The 25984-nt window shown below is 68.7% G+C and carries 22 protein-coding genes and 1 pseudogene; 6 read left to right on the forward strand and 17 right to left on the reverse strand.

Annotated features, from left to right (window positions below; genetic code table 11):
- The first annotated feature begins 139 nt into the window (after positions 1 to 139).
- The gene (locus tag WEB29_01445; GenBank protein ID MEX2135611.1) at positions 140 to 835 is read left to right on the forward strand and encodes a hypothetical protein; all 696 of its coding nucleotides are present in this window, start codon (positions 140 to 142) and stop codon (positions 833 to 835) included.
- A complete protein-coding gene (locus WEB29_01450; GenBank protein MEX2135612.1) occupies positions 832 to 1497 on the forward strand; it encodes a TetR/AcrR family transcriptional regulator in 666 nt (221 codons plus the stop codon). The genes WEB29_01445 and WEB29_01450 overlap by 4 nt, the downstream gene beginning before the upstream one ends.
- An 89-nt stretch (positions 1498 to 1586) precedes the next feature.
- Here WEB29_01450 and WEB29_01455 read toward each other — a convergent pair whose 3' ends face one another.
- The 8 genes and pseudogenes from WEB29_01455 to WEB29_01490 form a co-directional block, all read right to left on the reverse strand.
- Positions 1587 to 1781: a hypothetical protein gene (locus WEB29_01455; GenBank protein MEX2135613.1), complete on the reverse strand. Its 195-nt coding sequence runs from the start codon at positions 1779 to 1781 to the stop codon at positions 1587 to 1589.
- Positions 1744 to 2016 (reverse strand): annotated as a pseudogene (locus WEB29_01460) (BrnT family toxin). The gene WEB29_01455 and the pseudogene WEB29_01460 overlap by 38 nt, the downstream one beginning before the upstream one ends.
- A 122-nt stretch (positions 2017 to 2138) precedes the next feature.
- Positions 2139 to 6500 carry an adenosylcobalamin-dependent ribonucleoside-diphosphate reductase gene (locus WEB29_01465; protein ID MEX2135614.1) on the reverse strand — a complete coding sequence of 1454 codons (4362 nt, stop codon included), beginning with the start codon at positions 6498 to 6500 and terminating at the stop codon, positions 2139 to 2141.
- A gap of 334 nt (positions 6501 to 6834) precedes the next feature.
- Positions 6835 to 7815 (reverse strand): Dyp-type peroxidase, encoded by a 981-nt coding sequence (locus WEB29_01470; protein MEX2135615.1) that lies wholly within the window; start codon positions 7813 to 7815, stop codon positions 6835 to 6837.
- An 18-nt stretch (positions 7816 to 7833) separates the two neighbouring features.
- A complete protein-coding gene (locus WEB29_01475; GenBank protein MEX2135616.1) occupies positions 7834 to 8487 on the reverse strand; it encodes a helix-turn-helix transcriptional regulator in 654 nt (217 codons plus the stop codon).
- 243 nt (positions 8488 to 8730) lie between these two features.
- Positions 8731 to 9843 (reverse strand): hypothetical protein, encoded by a 1113-nt coding sequence (locus WEB29_01480; protein MEX2135617.1) that lies wholly within the window; start codon positions 9841 to 9843, stop codon positions 8731 to 8733.
- On the reverse strand, positions 9833 to 10393 hold the full coding sequence (locus WEB29_01485) for a sigma-70 family RNA polymerase sigma factor (GenBank protein MEX2135618.1): 561 nt from the start codon (positions 10391 to 10393) through the stop codon (positions 9833 to 9835). The genes WEB29_01480 and WEB29_01485 overlap by 11 nt, the downstream gene beginning before the upstream one ends.
- Before the next feature lie 80 nt (positions 10394 to 10473).
- Positions 10474 to 11481: a hypothetical protein gene (locus WEB29_01490; protein ID MEX2135619.1), complete on the reverse strand. Its 1008-nt coding sequence runs from the start codon at positions 11479 to 11481 to the stop codon at positions 10474 to 10476.
- A 406-nt stretch (positions 11482 to 11887) separates the two neighbouring features.
- Between WEB29_01490 and WEB29_01495 the strand changes: the two genes are divergently transcribed.
- Complete coding sequence (locus tag WEB29_01495) at positions 11888 to 12496, forward strand: histidine phosphatase family protein (GenBank protein MEX2135620.1); 609 nt, start codon at positions 11888 to 11890, stop codon at positions 12494 to 12496.
- A gap of 64 nt (positions 12497 to 12560) precedes the next feature.
- Positions 12561 to 13175, forward strand: a complete 615-nt coding sequence (locus WEB29_01500) for a hypothetical protein (protein ID MEX2135621.1) — start codon at positions 12561 to 12563, stop codon at positions 13173 to 13175.
- A 43-nt stretch (positions 13176 to 13218) separates the two neighbouring features.
- Here the strand turns inward: WEB29_01500 and WEB29_01505 are convergent, their stop codons facing one another.
- The 6 genes from WEB29_01505 to WEB29_01530 form a co-directional block, all read right to left on the reverse strand.
- Positions 13219 to 16761 carry an adenylate/guanylate cyclase domain-containing protein gene (locus WEB29_01505; GenBank protein MEX2135622.1) on the reverse strand — a complete coding sequence of 1181 codons (3543 nt, stop codon included), beginning with the start codon at positions 16759 to 16761 and terminating at the stop codon, positions 13219 to 13221.
- A 228-nt stretch (positions 16762 to 16989) separates the two neighbouring features.
- Positions 16990 to 17913 (reverse strand): PIG-L family deacetylase, encoded by a 924-nt coding sequence (locus WEB29_01510; protein MEX2135623.1) that lies wholly within the window; start codon positions 17911 to 17913, stop codon positions 16990 to 16992.
- Complete coding sequence (locus tag WEB29_01515; GenBank protein ID MEX2135624.1) at positions 17903 to 18748, reverse strand: patatin-like phospholipase family protein; 846 nt, start codon at positions 18746 to 18748, stop codon at positions 17903 to 17905. Before WEB29_01515 ends, WEB29_01510 begins: the two co-directional genes overlap by 11 nt.
- Positions 18745 to 19074 carry a DUF971 domain-containing protein gene (locus WEB29_01520; GenBank protein ID MEX2135625.1) on the reverse strand — a complete coding sequence of 110 codons (330 nt, stop codon included), beginning with the start codon at positions 19072 to 19074 and terminating at the stop codon, positions 18745 to 18747. Before WEB29_01520 ends, WEB29_01515 begins: the two co-directional genes overlap by 4 nt.
- Positions 19074 to 20552, reverse strand: coding sequence for a hypothetical protein (locus tag WEB29_01525; protein ID MEX2135626.1), 1479 nt, complete (start codon positions 20550 to 20552; stop codon positions 19074 to 19076). The genes WEB29_01520 and WEB29_01525 overlap by 1 nt, the downstream gene beginning before the upstream one ends.
- Positions 20549 to 21472, reverse strand: coding sequence for a DMT family transporter (locus WEB29_01530; protein MEX2135627.1), 924 nt, complete (start codon positions 21470 to 21472; stop codon positions 20549 to 20551). Before WEB29_01530 ends, WEB29_01525 begins: the two co-directional genes overlap by 4 nt.
- A gap of 29 nt (positions 21473 to 21501) precedes the next feature.
- On the opposite strand from WEB29_01530, the gene WEB29_01535 reads away from it, so the two are divergent.
- Positions 21502 to 22386, forward strand: a complete 885-nt coding sequence (locus tag WEB29_01535) for a carbon-nitrogen hydrolase family protein (GenBank protein MEX2135628.1) — start codon at positions 21502 to 21504, stop codon at positions 22384 to 22386.
- Between the two features lie 59 nt (positions 22387 to 22445).
- Here WEB29_01535 and WEB29_01540 read toward each other — a convergent pair whose 3' ends face one another.
- On the reverse strand, positions 22446 to 22649 hold the full coding sequence (locus WEB29_01540) for a hypothetical protein (GenBank protein MEX2135629.1): 204 nt from the start codon (positions 22647 to 22649) through the stop codon (positions 22446 to 22448).
- A gap of 73 nt (positions 22650 to 22722) precedes the next feature.
- On the opposite strand from WEB29_01540, the gene WEB29_01545 reads away from it, so the two are divergent.
- A complete protein-coding gene (locus WEB29_01545; protein ID MEX2135630.1) occupies positions 22723 to 23418 on the forward strand; it encodes a helix-turn-helix domain-containing protein in 696 nt (231 codons plus the stop codon).
- 123 nt (positions 23419 to 23541) lie between these two features.
- Here WEB29_01545 and acs read toward each other — a convergent pair whose 3' ends face one another.
- Positions 23542 to 25506: an acetate--CoA ligase gene (gene acs / locus WEB29_01550; protein ID MEX2135631.1), complete on the reverse strand. Its 1965-nt coding sequence runs from the start codon at positions 25504 to 25506 to the stop codon at positions 23542 to 23544.
- Positions 25507 to 25543: 37 nt separating this feature from the next.
- Positions 25544 to 25948, reverse strand: a complete 405-nt coding sequence (locus WEB29_01555; protein MEX2135632.1) for a cyclic nucleotide-binding domain-containing protein — start codon at positions 25946 to 25948, stop codon at positions 25544 to 25546.
- Positions 25949 to 25984: the final 36 nt, after the last annotated feature.

Genomic DNA, 25984 nt, shown 5'->3' on the forward strand with positions numbered 1-25984 from the left:
TCGCTCTTGCCACCCAGCCTATCGGGCGATAGGCTGACGCGATGAACATAGCCCCCGACTCGCGGGACTGTCAAGAGTGATTCCATCGCCGGTTAGCGTCGAGGCGAGCCTCCTGCAGGACGAGGCTGCCAGGCTGGGCGTGACGCTGCGCCTCATCGGCTCGCTGGCGGTCAGTCTCCGCTGTGAGACGACCCGCCACCTGACGGAGCTGCTCGGCCGGCGCGTGCCGCGCGACATCGATTTCGTGGGCTATTCGACACAGGCGGAGCCGATCGAGAAGCTATTCGCGTCACGCGGCTACCTCCTGCATCCCGCCGTGCGCAACAGTCGCGAGTGGGGCGTCAAGCGCCTGATCTACACCGATGCCATCGGTCACAAGGTGGACGTATTCCTGGACGAGCTGGTGATGGCCCACACCATCACCTTCGCCGGGCGCCTCGAGCGCGACGAGCGAACTGTCTCACTGGCCGACCTGCTTCTCTCCAAGCTCCAGATCCATCGGATCACGGAGAACGACCTGATCGACATGGTGGTCCTGCTGGGGGCCGCCGGCTTCGGGCCAGGGGAGGACCAAATCGACCTGGCCTACATCGCCGGCATCATGGCCGCCGACTGGGGGTTCTTTCACACCACCCTGGCCAACCTCGCCAAGCTGGGCGAGGCGGTGGAACGCTACTCGGCGTTGTCGGGAGAGGTCGCCGCGACCGTTCGCGCACGCGCGCGGGAGCTCGCGGAGGCGATCGAGGCCGCGCCCAAGACCACGCGCTGGCGGCTGCGCGCCCGAATCGGCACGCGCGTGCCCTGGTACGAGGACGTGGAGGAGGTCGACCGGTGACCGCCACCACGAAGGGACTCGCCGTTGGTCGCTCGTCCACGCCCGCCAGGTCGACTCGCGAGCGGATCCTGTTCGTTGCCGCCGAGCTGTTCGCCCAGCAGGGGTTCCACGGCACCACCACCCGCGAGATCGCCGCGGCGGTCGGCGTGCGCCAGCCGTCCCTCTTTCATCACTTCCCGTCGAAGGGGACCATCGCCGAGGGGCTGCTCGAATGGGACCTCGGACTTGCCCTGCCGCAGGTCAAGGAGATCGCCGCGCTGCCCGAGCCCGCAGCGGTGCGGCTGTATCGGTACCTGCTCTACGACGTTGGGCACCTGTCGAGCGCGCCCTACAACCTGAGCGCCATCTACAACGAGGAGGTCATCGGCTCGTCGGACTTCGCCAGGTGGGCCCGATTGCGCGACGAATTGCACGACGTGGTGCAAGGCATTGTTGCCGATGGGATCGCCAGCGGCGAGTTCATCCAGATCCCCGCGGCGCTGGTGCGACAGGCGATCGCCGGCATCCTGGTCCGAGCCCTCACGCTCCAGAGCGGAGGACGCGGCGAAGGGAGCCTTCTCGCGGACCACGTGGCCTTGCTGTTGGTGAGGGGCCTGCTGTCCGACCCCAGCCGTATCGACGAGATCAGCCGCCTCGCCGCCCAACCGCCGCGCTTGCCCTGATCACCGGTTGAAATGCTGAGGCCGCCTTGCGGCGGCCTCGCGGCCAACAGTCGAAACTGTCGGGGGTGCGCGATCAGTCTACGGGCAATTCAGCCCTTCTTCGCTACGCGCTTCGGCCGAAGCGGAGCCGCAGTGCGCCTGGCGTCCTCCTCATCGGTCACCTCTCGGAAGTGGCCCTTGGCGCGGGCGGCGAATCGAACGTAGGGGTTTGGCCGTGCCCGGCTGAAGTCGAATGGCTTCTGGAGGTCAGCCTCTTCCTCGTCGTCGTCGTGGGTCTGCTTCATAGCGTCTTCGTTCCTGCGGCGTGGCAGGCCGTGCGGAGATGATCCGAATGTTAGTGCCTCGTTCTGTGAACGCAACGACAACGATGGCTCCGTGCTGTGTTCTGCCAATCAGCCGCTGCCGCACCTCCGATTGTGAGTGGCGCGCGTCAAACGTGATGACAGCGCGATGGTCCGCGAAGGCCGAAGACGCGGACTCGAAGGTCACCCCATGTCTTGCAAGGTTGCGCCTGTTCTTTGTGGGATCCCATTGGTATTCAGGGGGAACTCATCCAATCCATCTCGTCACACAGCGAAGGAGCGGGGAGGATGCTCCCCGCCCCTTACCGGCGCGTTAGCGGCCGATTATCTGGACCCGGGTCAGCTACACCCGCTCGTCGAGCCGCAGTTGAGGCACTTGTAACAGCTCCCGTTGCGGACCATGATCGAGCCGCAGTCCGAGCAGGAGGGGCTGTCCGCGGTATCGAAGATCACCGTCGGCTGCCCCTTCTCCAGTCGCTCCTCCCGACCCGCCGCATGCCCATTACTGGCCACAACCTTCAACCCGTCCAGGATGCCAGGCACTGAATCCGGTGCTGCCTGACTCGCTTCAGTGGTGGAAGAGCCAGACGTCGTCGCCTCATCCGTCGCCAAAGCATCCTGCCCCGAAGCCTCAACTGAGCTAGGGGAGGCGGTGTCGGACGCCGCGCCCGAGGCTGTCGCGAAGCCAGCCGAGGGTGTGGTGTCCGGCGCCGCATCAGCTGTCACAGCTGGTGCATCAGAGAGAGTCATCTGCCGATTGATGATCCCGACCACATCCTGCTCATCCCTGCTCAGGAACTTGGTCGCCAGATACCTGAACACGTAGTCGATGAGTGACTTCGCCATCGGGATATCCCGGTTGGTCGTGAACCCCGCCGGCTCGAAGCGCAGGTGGCTGAACTTGTTGACCAGGTCCTTCAGCGGCACGCCGTACTGGAGCGCCACGCTGACCGCGGTGGCGAAGGCGTCCATCAGCCCGGAGATGGTCGACCCCTCCTTGGCCATCTTCAGGAAGATCTCGCCCGGCTGGCCGTCCTCGTACAGGCCGACCGTCAGGTAGCCCTCGTGCCCCGCCACGTTGAACTTGTGGGTGAAGGCAGCCCGCTCGTCCGGCAGCCGGCGCCGATACGGCTTGGGCGCTTCCGGGACCGATGCCACGGCACCGGCTTCGACCGCGTCCCCGCCCTCCTTCTTCGTGTTCAGCGGCTGCGACCGCTTCGAGTTGTCGCGGTAGACCGCGATCGCCTTGAGGCCCAGCTTCCAGCCGTCGATGTAGACCTGCGCGATCTCCTCGGCCGTCGAAGCCTCCGGCATGTTGACCGTCTTGCTGATCGCCCCGCTGATGAACGGCTGCACCGCGGCCATCATCTTGAGGTGGCCGTTGTAGTGGATCGACCGGTTGCCGTTGGCCGGCTTGAAGGCGCAGTCGAAGACCGACAGGTGCTCGTCCTTCAGGTGCGGCGCGCCCTCGATCGTCTCGTGCTCGTCGATGTAGGCGACGATCTCCTCGGTCTGGCGGGCGTCGTAGCCCAGCTCGCGCAGGGCGTGCGGCACCGTCTGGTTGACGATCTTCAGGTAGCCGCCGCCGACCAGCCTCTTGTACTTGACCAGGGCGATATCAGGCTCGACGCCGGTCGTGTCGCAGTCCATCAGGAAGGCGATGGTGTTGTGGCTCACGAAGCCGTTGGCCACGTAGGTCACGTTGGCCGGCACGCTGATGTCGTAGGTCAGCTGCTCCTCGCCCAACTCGGCTGAGGCGATCTCGTCGTAGAAGTAGCCGAGCGTCTGCTCGAGCTCCGCATCCTCGATGCGCTCCGCCAGGGCGGTGGCCGACCGACGGGTGACCAGGCCGGTCCGTGACAGCGACAGCAGCATCGTCTTGCGCAGGTGATCGTTATCCGGCGCCAGCCGGTCGATCAGGCCGCGGTCCAGCGGGACCAGGTCGCCCTTGGCAGTCTGTGGATGGTCACCTGTGGTGGCCGCCAGCGCATCGGTCTTGCGCGCCGAGATGAAGCCGATCTCGTCCAGGAACCGGCCGGCAGTGTTTGCGTTGAGCAGTCGCAGGTAGTGGATCGGGTTGGGACCCTTGTGCCCAGCGCCCGGCTGATCGGTCTTGCGGGTAGTCACGAAGCCTAGCGCCAGCAGCAGCGACTGGACGTCGTAGCTGAACTGCTCGGAGACGGTCGCCCAGTAGGCGTAGCCATGGTTGGTGTTGCCATCGGCCTCGTACAGTCCCCGCACGAAGGCGCGGTAGACGGCCGGGTCGTTGGAGTACAGAACCGCGTCCGGGATGTGGCTCTCGTAGCCCTTGCCGCGATGCTCGCTGTGCGGTGCGCGCTTGGCGAACCCGCACGCCTCCCACCACAGGGTCAGGCGGACCGAATGGAAGGCAACCTCGGTGTAGCCCTCGCGGTCTGCGACAGCCGCCTCCAGTCCGAACAGGCTGCGGCCCAAGCTGACCAGGCGCTCGACGACATCAGTGTCGGAGGCGGTAACGCAGAAGCGCAGGCCCTTGGTATGCAGGGAGCCGTCGCCCATGAAGTAGCCGAGCACCTCGGCCAGGTCCGCGCTCATGTAGCGCGGCACGAAGGTGGTGTGGTCGGAGGTCCAGTAGGCCTCCGCCAGCGGCGGCAGCGCCACCTCGCGCGGCTCGCCGATCATGCCTCCGAGCATCAGCGGCACCCGGTCGCCGGACCGAACGTCCGCGAACCGCCGCCACTGCCAGTTGCCGTTCCCGTCCACCACCTTGATGCGGTGGGTCGGCGTGCCCTGGATCCGATAGCCGCGGTTGGTCTTGATCGTGACCGCCGGCTCGGCGCCGTTCACGAAGAACTTCGTCGCCGGTCGCGGCCCGTCGTCGGTCGCCACCTTGGCGTCGAGGTCCTGCCAATGCGCGCCATCAGGGTTGCCGAGGCTGCGGAGGCGGACCAGGCCGCGATCGGTCAGGACCAGGGAGTTGCCAGTCAGGCAGCCGGTGGGGGCCAGCACGCTCATCTGGGAGTTGCGGTAACCCGCTTGCTCGCCCAACGCCACAGCGTCGTCCCAGGCGGTGAGGACAGTGTCCATCAGGTCAACTGGCACACGCTGGCGGTCGATCCGGTAGGCTGCCTCGCGGTGCATGCCCATGACCTTGAGGTAGGGCTCCCGGTTCGGGGCATAGCCATTGAATGGGCCACCCTGGTCGCGAGCGATGCGTGCGGACTGAAGGGCGGATTCTGCCTGCATGAGCGCCGTTATCGCTGCCGCGTAGGTTGTGCCTTCATCCGAGTCGTAGGCCAGACCGCGGTTCATGAGCAGCGCGCCCAGGTTGGCGTAGCCGATCCCGATGGGCCGGAAGTCGTGCGAGTTCTTCTCGATCTTCGGCGTCGGGTACGAGGCGTTGCTGACCAGAATCTCCTGGGCCGTGAAGACGATCCTCACCGCGTGCCTGAAGTCCTCGATCGCAAATTCGCCGTCATCGGTCAGGAACTTCATCAGATTCAAACTCGCGAGGTTACAAGCTGAATCGTCGATATGCTGGTACTCACCGCATGGATTTGTAGCGTGGATCGTGTGGGTGTTTGAAACAGGGCTCCAGAGGTTGGCCGTGTCGTGGTACTGGATCCCGGGGTCGCCGCAGACCCAGGCCGCCTCGGCCATCTTGTTGAGGAGGGATCGGGCCTTGAAGGTATCCATCGGCTTACCGGTCGTCACCGCGTGGGTGGTCCACTCGCCGTCCTTCTCGACCGCCTCCATGAACTCGTCGGTGACCCGCACGGAGTTGTTGGAGTTCTGGAAGAAGACCGATTCGTACGCCTCGCCACCGTTGAAGTTGCCGTCATAGCCGGCGTCGATGAGGGCCCAGGCCTTCTTCTCTTCCTTCATCTTGCAGTCGATGAACTCCTCGATATCGGGGTGCCCGATGTTGAGGATCACCATCTTTGCGGCTCTTCGGGTCTTGCCGCCGGACTTGATCACGCCGGCGAAGGCGTCGAAGCCCTTCATGAAGGAGACCGGGCCGGAGGCGGAGCCGCCGCCCTTGAGCCCCTCCGTCTTGGAGCGGATGGTGGAGAGGTTGGATCCCGTGCCGGAGCCGAACTTGAAGAGCATCCCCTCGGTGTGGGCCAGGGTCAGGATGCTGTCCATGGTGTCGTCGACCGAGTTGATGAAGCAGGCGGAGCACTGCGGGTGCTCGTCGATCCCCACGTTGAACCAGACCGGCGAGTTGAAGGCGGCGCGCTGCTTGAGCAGGATGTCGGTCAGCTCGGCGTGGAAGGTTGCTCCGTCCTCCGGGGTGGCGAAGTAGGCGTCCTTCTGACCCCAGCCGGTGATGGTGTCCACGACGCGGCCGATCATCTGGCGCACGCTGTGCTCGCGCTCCGGCGTGCCGAGGTGGCCGCGGAAGTATTTGGATGCGGTCACCTGGGTCGCGAGCTGCGACCAGGACTTGGGGAAGTCCAGGTTCTTCTGCTCGAAGACGGTCTTGCCGTGCTCGTTGGTGATGACCGCCTCGCGCGTCTCCCACTCGACCGTGTCATACGGATCGACGCCTGTGCGGGTGAATCGGCGCTCGATGCTGAGGCCCTTCCAGGTCTTCCGCTCACCCGGCTTCAGCTGGCGGTAGCCTGTCTGCTTTGCCCCCGTTCCGTGCCCATTCGTGCTGCGGCCGTTGCCGTCGGTGTGCTTGACCGCGGGCTCTGAGGGGGTGGCGGAGCGTGGCATCGGGTCGATTCCTTCGTGCTCGAGGGGGTTGGAGAAGTAGGCGGGACGCCGCGTTTTCGGACGTTCAGTGTACGTCTCGCCAGATGACGCGTCAAGCCCAAAACCACAAGATGTGGTGGGTCCGGCGGGATGGGTGCGCTATCTATTGTGGAGTGGCGGGTCTGGGCCGTGGACGGAATGTGGAGGGGGTGTGGACATGTTTCGGGGGTCTTCCGTGGCCTCGCGAGCCTCGGGCGACGCTGCCCTGAGCTTGGATCTGCGCGCCGGACGGCCTGGGCCTGGTGTGGGGGCCCGGCCACCGGCGCCTTGAAGGGGCGGAGGCATCGGTCCCTTGTCATACGCGCAGTCGCGCACAGTTATCGGGCGCGGGCTGCTCGGACATGGCGACGGGATCGAGGGCGGCACTCCATCGGTCGGACAGCTCGGCCAGGGTGGTGAGCGAGGGGGCGAAGTAGAACGAGCCGGTGACCGGGCGCGAGAAATCGGTGAGGTGGTCGTGCAGGTGGTCGGCATCGGTGCCAAACATGCGGGCCAGCATGCGGTCGAATCGCGCGCGGTCCGCGGAGAAGGCCACGAAGTACAGGCCATGCTCGGCGACCGTGCCATACGGGACGCTGCGACGGTAGATGGGGAGCTCCTCCCCTGCCTCGTCGTCGATCTGCACCCGCGCAATGTGCGCGTCGGCGGGCAGGGCCTCCCCGGTCATCTCGATGCTCGACAGCTTGGACCGGCCGAAGACCTGTTCCTGCTCCGTCCGGGGGAGCGCCTCGAACGCGTCGAGATCGTGGACCCAGCGCATCACCAGCACGTGGGCGCCGCCGGCGCCGGGTTGGCCGTCGGGGATGAGGGCGGCCTCCGGGGCTTCGTGGGTCATCGGGTTGGCGGAGCCGTCGATGAACCCGGTCAGGTCGCGGCTGTCGCGATGCACGAAGCAGGGCTGCTCGGAGGCAACAGTGGCCACGTCTTGGAGCATTTTCACGGCGGCTCGAGAGTGCTCGAACACGACGTCCTGGGATGAGCCGCTGATCCACAGCCAGAAATCGTGCTGGGTGGCGGGCGCGTGGTGGCCACCGGGCCGGCCGATCGGCTCAAAGTTGGCCAGGTCTCTGGGTGCCTCGTCAGGCGCGACGGTCCGCCACAGCTCGCTTCCGAAGCCGATGACCAGGCTCACGCCACCCGCCGCAACCGCAGGCGCACGGAGCTGGCTCAGGGCGGTTGTGGCTCGTGCCATGTCGACGTCCGGTCGCAGGTCGAACTCGATGAATTCGTGCGCGATGGTCCCCTGCGCGAAGATCCCGAACTGCGGCACGGTCATGGGAGCGACATGGTAGCGCTAGAGCAACACGATTCCGTTGTCGCCTGGGTCCTGACCTTGGCTCAGGGCCGCGAGGGTCGCTCGGGTGCTGAGTGGGAAGGTTGTTGCAAGGACGTCCGCGGCTGAGGCGAGGGCAGCACGGTTGTGGTTCGTCGCCTTGATGAGAAGGACGAGCCGGGGCACGTTGCCATCCCGCTGCTTGAGGGCCGCGGCGCGGAGCTGCGCCTGTGCGTCGCGGAGTCTCGTGATCGCCTCGACAGCGATTGTGGTTTCGGGACGGGTCAGGAGCGCGTCGAAGGCACGGAGGTCACCGGCGATGTTGAGGGGTGCCTCGAGCCGCCAGCTCCATCGGTCACCAATTCGTGCTCGCAGGCGGCGAAGGAGGTCGAGTTGGGCGGCATCGCGGAGGCCACCGCCGGCCGGGTAGAAGCGCGCGTGGAGTCTCAGGCCGACCGCTGCACCGTGACGGGCAAGATCGGTGATCGAAAAGGTGGCCGAACGGCCGAGGTCAACCCGGCTGACTGTCGCATGCGAAGTGTCAATCGCTCGAGCCACGTCGGCCTGGCGCAGACCGCGCGCTAAGCGGGCATTCCGAAGCTCTATCCCGAGCTCCGCCCGGAGCCGGCGCCCAGATATCGATGCTTCGTCGACCACCCGGATGCGGCCGCCCATCGGCCAAGCATCGGCGAGGGTCGTTACCTCTGGGTTATTTCCCGCTTACACCTCGTGTGCACAATGGTCAACGTCGAGGCGGGAGTGGGCTTGCGCCGAAGCCAGCTAGGCGGTGGTGCACGCCCGGTGTGCACGGCGGACAACTTCCGGCACGATCCCGATCCGACGCCGACCCGTCACGAGCCTTCTTAGGTGTCATGCACACCAGGTGTAAGCCGCAGAGCTTGCGGAAGGCGGGCGTGGCTAGGGGACGGTGTAGGTGGCGACGTCCGTCTGAGCGACCAGGAAGCCGCCGAGGTCGGTGGCGCGGATGACCTGCACGCGCAGGTAGTAGGTGTGGCCGGAAATGAGCTCCTCGGGCCCGGCGACGTAGCGATCCGTCGACGGGTCGCCCAGGGCGGCCAGGTAGGGGTCGCCGCCGAGATACGAAGGGGTCGGATTCTCCTCGGAGTAGACAACCTTGTAATAGGTGAAGCACGCGCCGGAGCCGGAGTACGCGGTCCAGGCCATCTTCGTCCCCTCCGCGACGGCGCCAACCGCCAAGGAGCCGAGCGAGCCGACCGGGGAGGCCACGACCGAGGTGACGGGCGAGGCGGCGATCACATCGTTGGCGGCGTTGAAGGCCATGGTGCGGTAGTAGTAGGTCGTCCCGGCGGAGATCTCCGCATCCGCGGCGGAGGTCTTCTCGAGCTGGGAGCTGTAGGTCCCGCCCGGATCCACCGCGCCGCCCTGCGGCGGGTATGCCTTGGGAATGGAGGAGGAGGTGCTGCGCAGGGTGAGGTAGTGGTTGAAGGCCGCGGCGCCGTCGTACACGGACCAGTCGAGCACCACGCCGCCGGGGCAGCCGGTCGCGGCCAGGCTCAGGACGCTCATCGGCGGAGGCGGAACGGGAGTGGGCTTGGGAGTTGGCTTCGGGGTTGGCTTGGGCGTCGGCACCGGCGTGGGCTTCGGCGTCGGTACGGCCGTCGGCTCCACGGTGGCCGATGGCGTCGGGCCCGCAGTGAAGACGGGCGCGAGCGAGGACGGCAGCTCCAGCGAGGGGGCCGCCGTAGCCTCGAGGCTGGGGACAGGAGTCGGCGTCGGGTGATCCCCCAAAGCGACGTACAGGTCGCGGCCGGCGACCACGGCTCCGGCCAGCAGGAGGGTGCCGGCGGCGAGCGGCAGGAGGCGCGGCAGCCGGAAGAGGTGGCCCAGCGACCAGCCGGTGCGGGGCTCCGGCGAGCCATCCGGCAGCTGGGCCAGCAGCCGGTCTCGCAGGTCGACGGCGAAGTCGCGGTCCGGCGCGGCGTCGCGGTCGGTGCGTGCGCGCGAGCCGGCGGCGGCGAGAAGGCGGTCGAAATCGCGATCAGGCTGCATCGGTCGCCTCCTGGGCCATGGCGCCGCGCAGGGCGGCGAGGGCGCGGTGCAGGCGCACCGCGAAGGTGGCGCGCGAGCAACCGAGCACGGCGGACGCCTCGTCTGCGGACAGGTCGTCGTAGAAGCGGAGCGCCAGCACCTGGCGGTGGCCCGGCGCAATGCGCTCGAGGGCGGAACGCAGCTCGTCTGCGTCGAGGGCGGCGGCGAAGGCGTCGCCGGAGGAGCCATCGGTCCCGTCCAGGTGGGTGAGTCGGCTGCCACGTCGGACGTGGTCGACCACGGCGTTCGAGGCGACCTTGTAGAGCCAGCCACCGAAGGCGTCGTTTCGGAACTCGCGATGCCGCAGCGTCTCCAGCGCGCGCTGGAAGGTGGCGGCGGTCAGGTCCTCGGCCACGGAACGCTCCTGCACCCGGCGAAAGACGAAGCCATAGATGCGTGGCAGGTAGAAGTCGTAAAGCTCCCCGAACGCGGCAGCGTCGGACCGGGCGCGGTCCACGAGGGTCCGCTCCCGGTCGCGATCCATGCGGCTTCCGCCGTTCGGGCCATCCATCGGCCTAGGAGGCTATGGAGCAGGGTGCGGTGGGGCAATCCGCCAATCGTCACCCCACCGCGGCACTCCATGGGCCGTCCCTACTCGACCGTGACGCTGACAGCTGCGGTCAGGCCGATGGCGTACCAGCCGCCACCGTTCTGGCCCATGCACAGGACCCGATAGGTCCACGTCTGCCCCGCCTCCACGTTGGAGTCGGTGAAGCCGGTGACCCCCGCGTTGTCGATGACGCCGATCAGCTCGGTGCCGTCGTTGAGCGGGTACTTCGGATCCGCGTTGGTCGCCGAGCGGACGACCTTGTAGACGACGAAGTGGTCATCCGTGCACTGCTGCCAGGAGAGCTGAACGCCCTCCGCGGTCTGTCCCGTCTCGAAGGCCAGGGCGACCGGATCGGCCGGTGGCTCCGGGCAGGCGCGCGCGGCTGCGTCGACGTTGCTCGAGGCCAGGACCACGTACCCCTCCTCGCCGTGTCGGACGGCGAAGACGCGGTAGTGGAGCTCCTTGGCGCATGGCGCGTCGTAGTCGACGAAACGGGTCGCCTCGTCTGGACCGATGACGCCGACCAGCGTGTCGCCCGCGCCCTCGGGCCAGGAGACGGCGCCGTCGCTCGATCGGACCAGCTTGTACTTCTCGAAGGCGCCGGTGAAGGCGCTCCACTCGACGACGAGCTTGCCCTTCTCCTCGTTGAAGAAGGCGTTGAGCTTCAGGCTCGTGCTCGGCGCCGGATCCGGCTTGGGCTCTTCCTTGGGCTCTTCCTTGGGCTCTTCCTTGGGCTCTTCCTTGGGCTGCTCGGCCTTGGGCTCTTCCTTGGGCTCTTCCTTGGGCTCTTCCTTGGGCTCAGTTGCGGGCTTCCAGTAGTCGTGGAAGTCAACGTCGGGCTTGTCAGCCGCGGTCGGCTCGGTGGCGCCGCCATCGGTGCCGGCGGAGCCGTCATCGGTCTGGGCAGTGGTGGCTTCGGGCTCATGGTTGATGGTCATCGGCCGGATGACGGTCGAGCCGAAGGCGATGGCACCCACCATGAAGAGCGCCGCGAAGGCGCTCGAGGCGGAGCCGGTGATGACGCGCCTGGCCTTGTCCATTTTGTCCATTTCGACGAGTTCTCCCGGATGAATGACGTTGGTGGGCGATTCGGCGCCCGATGAACGTCAACAGAACGGGGAGGGGGGTCGGCGATTACGCGCGGCAGGCAGGCAGAAGTACCGGTGCGGGGAGGTACTTCGGGCGCGCGGCAGGATTCTCGCGGCGGGTCGCATGTGCATCCGGTGTGCACAACGGACAAGAACGGCCGCTCGGAGGCCATGCAGGAGCCGAGTCTCCGGCCAACTTGACGCAGATGCACGCTGGGTGAGCACTGCAGTGAGGCGGGCGATGGGGGCGGCCCGTGCTTGGTCGTTATGCACGCTCAGCGTGCACGCGTCGGCAGCCCGCGGTGCACGCGTCGGCAGCCCGCGGTGCACGCGTCGGCAGCCCGTGGCGGCTCGTACACTCCGCGTCATGGCTCGCCTCCCTACCCTGGAGATCGTCCTCGTCCGCCACGCAGAGGCGGAACCGATCGGTACGCCGCCCTGGGAGGTCGACGACGACCAGCGGCCACTGACGGCGAAGGGCCTGCGCGACGCCGATGAGCTCGCGTTCGAGCTCGACCCGTACCACTTCGACGCGGTCTATTCGAGCCCGTACCCGCGCTCCATGCAGACGGTCGCGCCGACCGCCGCGCGGCGCTCGCTGGAGGTGCAGCTGCTCGACGACCTGCGCGAGCGCCGCCTGGTTTCGTCGCCGAGCGACGACTGGGCCGATCTCCTCGCCCGTGGCTGGGCCGACCCGGACTTCGCGGCGCCCGGCGCCGAGACCGGCCGTGAGGCGCAGCTCCGCGGGCTGCGAGCGCTCGACCTGCTGCGGGCCCGGCACGCGCTCGGCGGGCGGCTGCTGGTCGGCAGCCACGGCAACGTCATCTCGCTCATCCTCCAATCGCTCGAGCCGGGCGTGGACCATGCCTTCCACGTGTCGATGCCGAACCCGGCGATCTTCCATCTCGAGCACGACGGGATCGGCTGGCGCGTGATGGGCGGCCACGGCTTCGCGGCGATCGAGCAAGGGGACTAGGACGCGAACCGGGGCAGGTGCATCGGTGTACAGGAAGCATCAGAATCACTTCGAGGAGAGACCGATGATTCGCAGCCTGCTCGTCCCGCTCCTGGGGAGCGCTCTGCTCCTGGCCGCCACCGCGGGAAGCGCTCTCGCCAAGTGCGAGGAGACCGTAGATCCGAAGCCCGCGAAGTGCTCGATGATCGTGGCCGTCCTGGACGTCGGCGGGGTGCCGCAGGCCGGCACCAGCCAGTCCGTCGACATCTATCTCTCGCAGGGTGAGCAGCCCTTCGTGGCACAGACGGTCGTCCTCATCCTCACCAGCAACTCGGACGGGTCGAGGTTGACGGTGCCGGCCACTGCCGCCAGCGAGCCCGGCCGATGGACCGCTGAGCTGCTTCTGCCCGACGAGGGCAGCTGGGGCGTCTCTGCGAAGCTCGAATACGTCATCGGACAGCCATTCGAAGTCGCGGTCAGCACCGATTGGGGCGGCGTCCTCCCTGCCCGAGCTCCGGAAACCCCTCCGGTGACGGCGCCTCCGGTAGCGCCGGCTTCGCCCGTGCTGCCGGTTGCGCTGGTGCTCGGGGGCCTGGCAGGGGCTGCGCTGGCGGGCCAGGTGATCCGCAACCGGTCGCGACGCCGGACGGCTGGCGCGGGGGTGGCGGCTGGCAGCGCGGCAACGGTGGATCGAGCCTAGGCTGAGCACCAGGAGGGCCGGCCCTGCTGGGCCGGCTCTTCGTTCATGCCGAGGGGACGCGGCTCCGGGATGAGGCGGGTGTGGCGGTGACCGCAGCCTCGTCCGAGAGCGGAACGAATGCGGCGTGTAGGTCGGCCAGCATGGGAGCGGCTCCGCGCTCGGTGAAGAAGGCTTCGGCGGCCTTCTCCGCCGCGGCCGCCTCCGCGTCACGTCCCCCGGCGAGCAGGCCCCAGATCAGCCCGGTGAGCGCCTCGCTGAGGAGATCCCCACCCTCGCGGAAGAGGCCCAGCGCACGACGGAACCCCGCTCGCGCCTCGTCGAGCCGACCGCTTCGCGCCGCCTGGCCAGCCTCGGCGGCAGCGAATGACGCGGCCGCGATGCGTCCACCACGGGCAAAGTCGTCGAGCGCTGTGATGGCGGCAGCGAGTTCCCCTGGCAGCGCGCCTGCCATGGCCGCCAACGAAGCGAAATGAGGGCCGTCGTGGCTGAAGTTCTGGTCCCGTCCCGCGTCGAGACCGCGTCGGGCAGATCGCACCCAGTCGCCCCGGAAGAAGGCGACGCGCGACTCGGTCATGGCTTCGCTGGAGGTCACGAGCAAGCTGTCGAGCTGCTGCGCGGCGCTGGCGGCTCGGGCCAGCTGTGCATCGGCTTCACGCTGGTCACCGCGCGCTGCGGCCAGCGACGCGCGAGCCTCGGCGAAGGACACCTGGTAGAACGCATGGAGTGGCTCGGCATCCTCGATTGCCGCCATCTCATCCATCCACGCGCCCCACTCTCCCGTGTGTGGAGAGTTAATCGCCATGTTGTAGACGAACTGCTGCACGAAGCCCGCGCCGCCAAGTCGGACTGACTGCTCGTATCCCTCGCGCAGGAGGACCATCGCCTCGTTCAGATCGTCCACCTCGATGGCGCCGAGCAGGTTATTTCGTGCGCGCAGCGCGCTGACGGCAAGTCCGTGGCGCTCCGCCTCGGCGATTGCCCCGCGCAGGGTGGCGACCGCCTCGGTCATCCGCCCGGCGTTCTCCAGCGCGGTCCCCTTGTTGATGAGGGCCTCGACCACGGGGAGCACGAGCCCGTGGCGGCCCGAGAGCTCCAGCGAGCGGTCGGCCGTCGCGATCGCCTCCTCGTCGCGGTTCATCATCATGTAGACCCGCGACAGCTCCGCCAGCAGGGCCGCGAACTCGGGCGAGTCGGCGATCGGCTCGCCGTCGCGCAGCCCCTCCTCGAATGTGACGACCGCCTGCGGCTCGAGCTTGGCCGAGGTCTGGTGGCGGCCGAGCCAGGTCGTGGCGCGCACCAGGCCGGGCAGGTCGCCGAGCGAACGGTAGAGCTCCCGTGCGGCGCTGGCATGCTCGATGGCACGATCCATGTCGAAGGTGCTCTCCCCCGACTCGGTGGCGCGCAGATGAAGGACCGCCTGCTCGGCCGGATCGGACGTCACGGTGATCGCCTGCTCGAAGTAGCCGCGCGCCTGGCGGTGCGAGTTGAGCGCTGCAGCGCGCTCGGCCGCGGCCTGGAGCGCAATCCGGGCCTGGGCCGCCAGCGCATCGGCCTCGGCGCCGGCCTTCGAGGCCTGGTAGGCCGCGAAGTAGTGGCTGGCCAGCACGCCGGCCAGCTCGTCGACGCCGAGCGACTCGACGTGGCGGGCGGCGGCCATGTGCCGGACCCGACGGTCCGCACGCGCCAGCGAGGCGTAGGCGACCTCGCGCACGAGCGCCTGCACGAACCCGTATTGACCGCGCTCCGGCGATCGCGGGTCCTGGTCGAGCGCGAGCAGCTGCCGTCGTACGAGGCGCTCGAGCCGCTCCGTCAGCGCGGCTGGCTCCTCACCTGCCACGGCCGCAAGCGCGTCGAGGGTGAAGGTCTGGCCAAGGACCGATGCGTCCTGCAGCAGCGCGCGGTCCTCCGGCCGGTTCGCGTCGAGACGGCTGGCGATCAGCGCATGGAGCGTCTCCGCCACCCCGAGCGAGGCGAGGTTTCCGGTGAGACGGTAGCGGCCGTCGTCGGGCACGATCAGCTCGCGGTCGAGGAGCATCCGCACCGTCTCCACCGCGTAGAGCGGGATCCCCTCGGCGCGCCCCACGATCGAGCGCAGCGCCGCGGGCGGGAGTCCCGGCACGAGCCCCTCCAGCATCTCGCCGATCTCCGCGTCCGCCAGCGGCTCGAGGTTGAGGCGCGTGAGCGTCCGGACGCCGCTCCCCCAGTCGGGCCGCCGCTCGGCCAGCTCCGGGCGCGCCAGCGCCACGACGAAGATCGGTGCCGTTCGGGCCCAGGCGAGCAGGTTCTCGACGAAGTCGAGCATCCCCTGGTCGGCCCATTGCAGGTCGGTGAAGATGAGGACCACCGGCGCCTGCTCGGACATCCGCTCGAAGAGGGTGCGCCACGCCGCGAACAGCTCCTCGCGGCTCTCGGCCGGCAGCTGCTCGATCCCCAGCAGGCCGGCCAGGCGCGGCGCGATCCAGCGCCGCTCCCCGGCGTCGGGCACGAACTGCTCCAGCGTCGCGTTCAAGCGGCTGCGGATCGTGGCCTCGTCGTCTCCCTCACCGATGCCGGCGCGCCCCCGCACCATCTCGACCAGCGCCCAGTAGCTGATCCCCTCCCCGTAGGCCGGGGAGCGGCCCTGGTGCCACCACACAGTTTCGACGACGCCGTCGAGGTACTTCTCGAATTCCCAGGCCAGCCTTGACTTGCCGATGCCGGCCTGCCCGATGACGCTGATCAGCCGCGACTTGCGCTCGCGGACGGTGGCGTCGAAGAGGTCCTTGAGCAGTCGCAGCTCGTCCTCGCGGCCCACGAATGGCGGCTCGAGCAGCTCGCTCCGGCCCGATCCACCGCGCCGTGCCACCACGGCGATCGCGCGCCAGGCGGGGATCGGGCTGGCCTTGCCCCTGAGGGCCTGCTCGCCGGCCGGCTCGAACGAGATGGCGTTGGACGTGGCGCGGTAGGTCGCCTCGCCCACCAGCAGGGTGCCGGGAGCGGCGGCCGACTGGAGGCGGCTCGCGGTGTTGACCATGTCACCGGCGATCAGTCCCTGGTTGACGGCGCCGATCGTCACCGCCGCCTCTCCCGTCAGCACCCCTGCGCGGGCCTGGATCGGGTGCTGTTCGTCACCCAGGCTCGGGACCGCCGCGATGATCTCCATGGCCGCGCGGACCGCGCGCTCGGCATCGTCCTCGTGGGCTGTGGGCGCTCCCCAGACCGCCATCACCGCATCGCCGATGAACTTCTCCAGCGTCCCGCCGTGCCGCTCGACCGCCGCGCGCGCCATCTCGAAGTAGCGGGTCAGCAGCTCGCGCGTCTCCTCCGCATCGCGTCCCTCGGAGGCGGTCGTGAAGCCGACCAGGTCGGCGAACATGACCGACACCAGCCGCCGCTCGGCACTTGGCTCGGCGCTTGCCTTGGGTGCGGCCGCTGCATCGGCCTGCATGGGTGATCCGCATTCGCCGCAGAACTTGACCGATGGTGCGTTGAGGGTCCCGCATACGGCGCAGGCCACGCCGAGCCCGTGGCCGCACTCCGAGCAGAACTTGCGGCCGGCGTCGTTGGGCGTGCCGCAGTTCGCGCAGATGACCGGGGCGAGATCCATGAGGGGAGACCTTACCGAACGACGGCCTCCCTGGGAAGTGCCGCTGCTTGGGTCCGTGTACACCCGGCGTGCACAAACGGGAACTACGGCCAGGATACAGCCGCTTGTTCCTCTCCCTGCTCAAGGGGCGTGCGGCAGCGGCAAGTTCACGACCCAAACGGGTGGGGCCGGGCCTCTTCTTGCCAGTTGTGCACACCCGGTGTGCGCGGCGAGCCGCGGCGCGCAGGGCTAGGGCTCGTCGATCCCCTCGAAGAGGGACGACTCGCGCAGGCCGGGCGCGATTCCGCGGTGCGGCCAGCGGGTCAGCACGAAGCTTTCCGGGGAGAGGATGCGCGACGCGAGGTCATCCGGCATGTCGAGCAGCCAGCCGAAGTCCTGGCGCTGGGTCTTGTGGCAGTCCATCGCGGCCAACTTGGCGCCAGACCAGGCCTCGACATCCACGAAGGCCGTGATCTCGGCCTCGGGCACGCCGAATGACTCCTCCTCAGCGGACTCCGACGACTCTTCCCCCTCTGCATCGAGGTCCCACGGCAGCTTGAGGCCGCGCTCCTTCATCTCGACCATCACCGCGAACCATCGGTCCCGGTTGAACGCGATCTCATAGAACTTGGCGACCGACCAGGCCGGTCCGGCGGCGTCGAAGCGCGACGAGTCGGCGGCCGCCTGCAGGGCGGAGACCGCCACCTTGTGGGCATTGATGTGGTCGGGGTGGCCGTAGTTCCCCTTGGCGTCGTAGGTCACCAGCACCGCCGGCTGGGCCGCGCGAATGACCGACACCAGCTTCCCGCAGGCCTCGTCCAGGTCCGCCTGCCAGAACGCGTCCGGGTGCGCGTTTGCCTCGGAATCCATCATGCCGCTGTCGCGGTAGCCGAGCCGATGCACCTGAAGCTCGCCCGGGCCACCGTCCCGCAGCGCGGCAACCGAGCAGTCCAGCTCTGCCGTGCGGATCTCGCGCATCCGCGGTGTCGCCTCTTCGGGGTCCAGCGAGGGATCGTGGATCTCGCCCTCCTCGCCTCCGGTGCACACCACCAGGTCGACGCGACGCCCCTCCGCGATGGAGCGGGCGATCAGGCCGCCGGTGGCGAAGCACTCGTCGTCGGGATGGGCATGCACCAGCAGCAGTCCGGCGGGTCGCGCCGGCTCACGCGACATGACGCTCCGGCGCGTAACCAGCCTGCAGGAGTGTGGCCTGGGCGTCGCGATAGCCGAGCTCGACCATCCGGGCCACGCGGCCGAACTGCAGGCCCGAGGTGAGACCCAGCCGCGGCCGGATCATCAGGTCGGGCTCCTCGACGTGCACCGGGTCTGCCCAGCGCGTTGCCAGGAGCGCGGCGTAGCGGCGGGCGGTGAGCGCATCCGCCGGGCTCCCCGTCCCCAGGCGACCGCCCAGGCGGCGGAGCAGCGTGGCGACCGGCGGCGATGCGAGCAGGCCCGGCTTGGGAATGTCGATCCAGACGCCGATCACCGGCGCCGTCGAGAGGCTGCGCGCGAGGCTGACCGGCACCGACTCCCACGGACCGGCGTCGCACCAGACGGCGCCTTCGACGGCCGTGGGCGGGAACACGAGCGGCACCGCGATGCTGCGCTCCAGCGCGTCGAGCAGTCGACCCGAGGTGATCGCTGCCGGCCGCCCAGCGACCAGGTCGTAGGCAGACACCGCGAGCGGCAACGGCAGCTCCTCGATCCACGGATCGCCCAGGATCGGTCGCAGGTGCTCGAGCAGCGGCCGCGGATCGAAGAGGGCGAGCCGCCCGCCGCGGCCCACGGCACGCGAGACGGAGAACTGCCCGGCAAGGCGTTCCATCTCGCGGGGCGCTACGCCGGCGGCGATCCCGGCGCCCACGATCGCACCCATGCTGGTGCCCACCACCAGGCCCGGGCGCAGCCCGGCGTCATCGAGCGCCCGCGCCACGCCGATGTGCGCCCACCCCCGGCCGCCGCCACCGCCGAGCGCCAGGGTGAACCCGGACTGCAGCACCCGCGTCATCGGGCGAGGTGCTCCTCGCACTGGCACAGCTCGCGCAGCTTGGTGTACGTGAAGAGGCCCGTGTCATGGCCATCGGCCCAGATCGGCGCCAGGGCGTATCGGCCGATCCATTTCACCCGCTCCATGGTCGTCTGCTGCTCGCTGAAGACCATGTCGAGGGTCACGATGCCGGGCATATTCCCCTCGCCCGAGCAGAGCGCGCAGGGGCAGGCGCGACGCAGGTCGGTCCAGCGCCACTCGCCCAGGTGGCCGTCATCCCAGCGGATGCGCATCAGGCGGGCGGTGTCGTCCAGCTCGACGGCGATGGGGTTGATGATCTGCTGCATCAGGGGACCCACGACTGCAGCACGCCCAGCCACTCCGCGCCGAACGAGGCGCCGTTGCTGGTGAGCGGCGACGGGGCCATGCCGTCGACCAGGTCCCAGACGTAGAGGTTCTGCCGCACCCCGCCGCCCACGAGGACGCCGACGGTGAAGACGACTGCGTTCTTGGTGCCCGCCCAGCGGAGGTGGCTGACCAGCCCGGTGATCTTGACCGATGCCTGGGCAACATCGTCATGCCCCGCCAGGGTGAGGGTGGTGATACCTGACGCTTCGCTCACCTTGACCTGCAGCCGCTGGTCCGGCGACCAGAGCGTCGGCTGGGCGTCCACCTCCGTGTAGCTCCCGTCGGCCGGATCGATGCGGTAGGTCTTGCTCGGCTCGGCCAGGATCCACGCCACCACGTAGCCGTCGACCGTTGCCCACAGGCGCGCGACGCCGCCGTTGTCGGCGAACTGCGCCTCCCGCAGGGCGGGGTCCTTGATGATCTCGGGGTGCGGGTACGTGATCGTGGTCATGATCTCGGTCGCCCCGATTTCGAAGTCGATGCGCAGCACCTCGGCCCGATCGCTGGTCGCGCCCTCCACGACGCGCAGGCCGTAGAGCGTGGTCGAGTCGTCGGCGAAGACGATCGCGTCGACCGGGTCGGTCAGGGTGCGCAGCTCCTGCCCTGGCACGACCGCAACCGCCCGCCCCGAGATGATCGCGGCGCCGACACGCCCATCGGGGGCCCATGCGTACTTGCCGACCCCGTTGGCATCCTCCGCCAGCACCACCGGGTCGGCGGTGGTGGAGAAGTCGCGGCGCGAGAGGCGGATCGGCGACGCGGCGGAGGCGCGGCCCAGGTAGGTCATCTCGAGCGGGCCGAAGACAGGCTCTGGCGTGGCCGAGGGCCCGGTCGACGGCTCGATCGACGCCGAGGCAGCTGGGCCTTCACTGACGCTGGCCTGGACCGATGCCGAGGCCGAGGCCGAAGCCGAGGGGCTCGGCAGGCCGGAGACTCCCTCGGGCCCGATGAAGATGAGCGCCATCAGCACGACCACGATCCCCGTCAGGGCCAGCAGCAGGCCGATCAGCCACGGGACCGCCTGCTCCGCGGTCGTCGGCCGGCGGCGATCGCCGTCACGCTTGGGGTCCCAGTCGTCGGAGTCGCCGAGCGAGGTCGTCGACGGCGCGGCCTCGGTATCGGGGCTCGGCAGGTCGCCCTCCTGCTCCGCCTCCTGGGCCAGCTCCGGTTCTGGCTCGGGCTCCGGTTCTGGCTCGGGCTCCGGTTCAGGCTCCGGCTCCGGTTCAGGCTCCGGCTCCGGCTCCGGCTCTGGCTCGGGCTCCGGTTCCGCAATCGGTTGGCGCTCGGGTTCCAGCTCGGGTTCCAGCGCGGGGGGTTCGTACCACCGCGGTCGCCACGGCTCGGACGGGGGCTCCTGATCGGGCTCTCGAGGGACGTCACGCTCTGGCCAGCGTGGCCCTTCGTCGAAGCCGCTCATCCGCGGCCTCTCAAGCCGGTGACCACTCGCACGACCTGATCATACCGAAGGCTCACCACTACGATCCCGATCAGGACCAGGGCGGTGCCGATGAGGAGGCGCGCATCGAGCACCTCGTTCAGGAACACGACCCCGAGCGTGACCCCCACTACCGGGAAGAGGTAGGTCACCATGGCGGCCACCGTCGCGTCCAGGTGCGCGATCAGGAAATACAGGAGCATGAAGGCCAGGAACGAGCCGAGCAGCCCCAGCCACAGCACCGCGATGATGCTGTCGGTCTGGGTCGGCAGCGCGAGGTTCGCCCCGCTGATCAGCGCAAAGACCCAGATATAGACCGCACCAAAGGTGAGGTTGCCTGCCGCCACCACGTTGCGAGGGGTCCCATGCACCATCGCCTTCGAGACGGAGGCCCCGACCGCATACGAGATGGCCGCCACGGTGACGGCCCCCACCCCGATCAATGCCAGCGCATCGCCTCGCAGCGCGAACTCCCGGGAGGCGAGCAGGGCGGCGCCGGCGAAGCCGGTCACCAGGCCGATCACTCGCACCAGCGTCACCGACTCGGTGTGGAGAATCGTCCCGGCCAGGATCAGGCTGAAGATCGGCGTGAGGGAGTTGAGCACCGCGGCGGTCCCCGAGTCGATGTAGAGCTCGCCCCACGTGATCAGGAAGAACGGGAGGGCGGTGGCGATCATCCCCAGGGCGGCCATGGGGACGAGCTCGCGGAAGGTCCGCGGGAGCTTCTCGCCGGTGAGGCGCACGTACAGGAGCATGGCCACGGCGCCCAGGCTGACCCGATGCGCGACCAGCGTGGCGGGATCCATCTCGTCGATGCCGATCTTGATCCACAGGAACGAGGAGCCCCAGATGAGCCCGAGTAAAATGAAGGCAGCCGGAACCAGCCAGGGTCGAGTGGCCATCGGCGAAGGGTAGCGGGAAGGAAGGTCCGATGCCGACGCTTCGCGTGGCCGCCTGCCAGATCGATCCGCAGCTCGGCGACGTGGAGGGCAACCTCGACCGGATCGGCCGCGCGGTGGCCGAGGCTGCCGCAGCGGGGGCCGTCCTCGCCGTCCTTCCCGAGGCCGCCGTCACCGGATACGCGTTCGGCTCGCTCGACGAGGCGCGACCGGTTGCACGACGCGCCGGGGTGATCGCTCATAACGTCCTCGCCGGCCTGGCCGAGGTCCACCGCATGACCGTCATCTGCGGCACGCTCGAGGCGCACGGCGACGAGGTCTTCAACGCGGCGCTGGTCGCGGCTCCCGATGGGAAGCGCTACACCTACCGCAAGATGCATCTCCCCTACCTCGGGGTCGACCGGTTCACCACGCCCGGGCCCGATGCACCGAGCGTGATCGATGTCGGCGGCCTGCGCATCGGCGTCCTCATCTGCTACGACCTGCGCTTCCCGGAGGCGGCGCGCATGTGCGCGCTCGACGGGGCCGATCTGATCGCCCTGCCGACCAACTGGCCGGTCGGCGTCGACTTCCACCCCGGCATATTCGCCCCGTCCCGCGCCGCGGAGAACCACTGCTACCTGCTGGCCTGCGACCGCGTCGGGACGGAGCGCGGAGTCACGTTCATCGGTCGCTCGGTGCTGATCGACTACGACGGGAAGCAGCTGGCGGTGGCAAGCGACACGAAGGAAGAGCTGCTGGTCGGGGAGATCGACCCCGAGGCGGCGCGCCAGACCCATGTGCGGCGACGCCCCGGCGAGCACGAGTGGGACACGATGGCCGATCGTCGGCCGGGGCTGTATCGGCGCCTGCTCGATCCCGCGATCGACCGCGAGCACGCGGCGAGCGCGAACCTCTTCTCGGGGGACGTGGAATAGGTGCTGTCCGTCGCCGCGCCCTGGCGAGGCGCATCGGCTAATCCTTGGTCAGTCGGAGGTCAGTCGGAGGCGGCCCACATGACGAAGCCGGCCACGAAGACGCCCGCGACCAGGCCGATGAATGCTGCCGTCCCCTCCGGCCCGGATCCCAGGTGGACCGGCGCGATGAGGTTGATGACCTGCAGCCCCACGATCATGTAGAGCAGCCATCCGACGCTGAGAACAGCCGCGATGATTGCCTTGGTCCGTCGCGTGAAGCTCACGGGGCGCATCGTAGCAAACGGGCAGTAATGGAGGGATAACTGCCCGGTTGGCGCCCTTGGCCATGCTTGGTGCATGCCGACCCCCCGTGTTCGATTTGGCTTTCATGGCGATGAGGTGGCCGGGCGCTTGGCCCGCGAACTCGTCGCCGCTCGCGCGGTGTCCGGTCTGACGCAGAGGCAGGTAGCGGAACGAGCCGGTGTCAGTCAGGCTCTGATCAGCCAGGCTGAACGTGGTCGGATCGTGCCGAGCCTCGACGTCATGCATCGCCTCGCATCGGCGGCTGGCCATGACCTGGTGCTTCGCCTGTATCCGGGGAACGGCGTACGACTGCGCGACTCCGGGCAGTTGCAGGTCGCCGAGACGATCAGGGCCGCCGCATCGTCAGCCTGGCGGGTTCGGCTGGAGGTCCCTGTGGGTGCGGCGCCAGATCGGCGGGCAGTTGACATGGTGCTGGATGGCCCTGCGGGAATGGTCGCGGTGGAGGTGGAACGGGCGCTCCTCGATCTCCAGGCTCAGCTGCGGGCAGCTCAGCTCAAGCGAGCGGCCACGGTCGAGCGGACGGGCCGGTCAGCTTGGCTGGTCATCGCCGTCCTGGATACGCGGCGCAACCGGGCCGCGGTGCTGAATCATCGGTCGTTGCTGGCGGCTGCCCTTCCCGTCCCCTCGAAGCGGATCTGGGCCTGCCTTCGCGCCGGTGTGCCAGTCGGAGGGGACGGGCTCCTGTGGGTTCGCATGCCCTCCCGGGGGTTGGCCGGTAAGTCCGGCTAATACTCGTGCACCGATGGTCGCCGATCGGTGAACCTGCATAAGGCTGGCTTATCCAGGTGCGCGGGAGAGCCCCTATCGGTGCAGGAGCATAAGTGGGGCTTATACCCGGAAGCCGAGCCGAGGCTAGTCCTCTCCCCGACCCGACTGCTCACGGATCGAGGAGACGATCCCCTCGTCCGCGAGCGTGGTCACGTCGCCCAGGGGCCGCTTTTCGGCGATGTCGCGCAGCAGGCGACGCATGATCTTGCCGGAGCGGGTCTTGGGAAGGTCCGGCGTGAACATGATCTGCTTGGGCCGCGCCAGCTTCCCGATCACCTCGGCGACGTGCTCCCGCAGCTCGGCCGCCAGCTCCTCGGATGCCTCAAACCCGGCACGCAGGATCACGTAGCAGAAGATGGCCTGGCCGGTGATCGGGTCGGTGCGGCCGACGACCGCAGCCTCGGCGACGGCGGGGTGCGAGACGAGTGCCGACTCCACCTCGGTCGTCGAGATGCGGTGGCCTGAGATGTTCATCACGTCGTCGACGCGGCCGAGGAGCCAGTAGTAGCCCTCGTCGTCGCGCTTGCAGCCGTCCCCGGCGAAGTATCGGCCGGGATAGCGCGACCAGTAGGTCTCGACGTATCGGTCGTGGTCGCCGTAGATGCCGCGCAGCATGGCCGGCCACGGCCGCTCGAGCACGAGGTAGCCGCCACCACCCAGCGGCACGGTGCTGCCGGCCTCGTCGACCACGTCGGCCTTGACACCCGGGAACGGGAAGGTGGCGCTCCCCGGCTTGGTGGTGGTGATCCCCGGCAGCGGCGTGATCAGGATCATGCCGGTCTCGGTCTGCCACCAGGTGTCGACCACCGGGCAGCGCTCTCCCCCGATGTACTTCCAGTACCAGGCCCATGCCTCGGGGTTGATCGGCTCGCCTACTGAGCCCAACAGCCGGAGGGACGACAGGTCGTCGCCGGCGAAGGCCTCCTGCCCGTACTTCATCAGGGCGCGGATGGCGGTCGGGGCGGTGTACAGGATCGTGGCGCGGTATCGGGCGGCGATCTGGGCCCATCGGTCCTTGTCAGGGAAGTCGATGGCGCCCTCGTAGATGATCCCGGTCGTCGCGTTGGCGAGCGGCCCGTAGACGATGTACGAATGGCCGGTCACCCAGCCGATATCGGCCATGCACCAGTACACGTCGTCCGGCTTGATGTCGAAGATGAGCCGATGGGTGGCCGCGGTCCCGACCAGGTAGCCCGCGGTGGTGTGCATGATGCCCTTGGGCTTGGCCGTCGTGCCGGAGGTGTACAGGAGGTAGAGGAGGTCCTCGGAGTCCATCGGCTCCGGGGTGGCGGTGGCTGGCTGGTCGGCGGTCAGCTCGTGCCACCAGTGGTCGCGGCCCTCCTGCCATTCCACGGCGTCGCCCGTGCGCCTGACCACCACGCAGTTCTGGACCGATGGACTGCGCGCCATGGCGTCGTCCGCATTGCTCTTCAGGGGAACCGTCGCGCCCTTGCGATAGCCGCCGTCGGCGGTGATTACCGTGGTGCACTGCGCGTCATCGATGCGGCCCGCGAGCGCGTCAGCCGAGAAGCCCCCGAAGACCACGGAGTGGGGAGCGCCGATCCGTGCGCACGCGAGCATCGCGACCGGGAGCTCGGGGATCATCGGCATGTAGATGGCGACCCTGTCGCCCTTCTGCACCCCGAGGGCTCGCAGGGCGTTGGCCATCCGGCACGTCTCGTCAAGCAGGTCCTGGTAGGTGAGGGTCCGCTTGTCGCCGGGCTCGCCCTCCCAGTAGTAGGCGACCTTGTCCCCCAGGCCGTTGGCGACGTGGCGGTCGAGGCAGTTGACGCTGATGTTCAGCTTGCCGCCGACGAACCACTTGGCGTAGGGGAGCTGCCAGTCGAGGAGCTCGGTCCAGGGCTCCATCCAGTCGATCCGCTCGGCCTCTTCCGTCCAGAACTCGCGGAAGCCCTCCTCCGTTGCGGTCCGCATGTAGATCTGCGGGTCGTTGGCCGTGGCGCTTCTCACGAACTCGGGTGGTGGTGGGAAGAGGCGCTCCTCGCGGAGGAGGTTCTCGATGGTCGCGGCCTCGGCCGCGGGTTCCATCTTCTCGGCCGGCTCGGTCTGCTCCTTGGTGGCCTCGTCAGCCATGGTGTTCGCGACGGTGGAGCCGGGCGATGATCGCATTGAGCATCGGGATCGCCATCTGTGGATGCTCCTCGAGCGACGCCTTGAACTCCCAGGCGCTGATCAGCAGGCAGTCGAGCTCGTCCTCGGCCACGACCGTGGCGGTTCTACCGTGCTCCTCGATGAGAGCAAGCTCACCGAAGAACTCGCCCGGCCCCATGCTGCCGACCTTGCGTCCCTCCTGCTCGACGCCGGCGTGGCCACTGACGATCAGATACAGCACGGTCGCGGGATCGCCTTCGCGCACCACCGTCTGGCCGGCCGCGTAGTGAGCTTCGCGCGCCGTCTGCAGGACCTGCTTGCGCGCGCGCTTGTCGAGGACTGCCAGCAGTGGGATCGAGGCCAGACGCTCGTCGTCCATCGGGGCACATGCTAGGGCGTGCGGGCTCCGCGCGGA

The organism is Chloroflexota bacterium, from assembly GCA_040902225.1.
Lineage (GTDB): Bacteria > Chloroflexota > Limnocylindria > QHBO01 > QHBO01 > CF-167.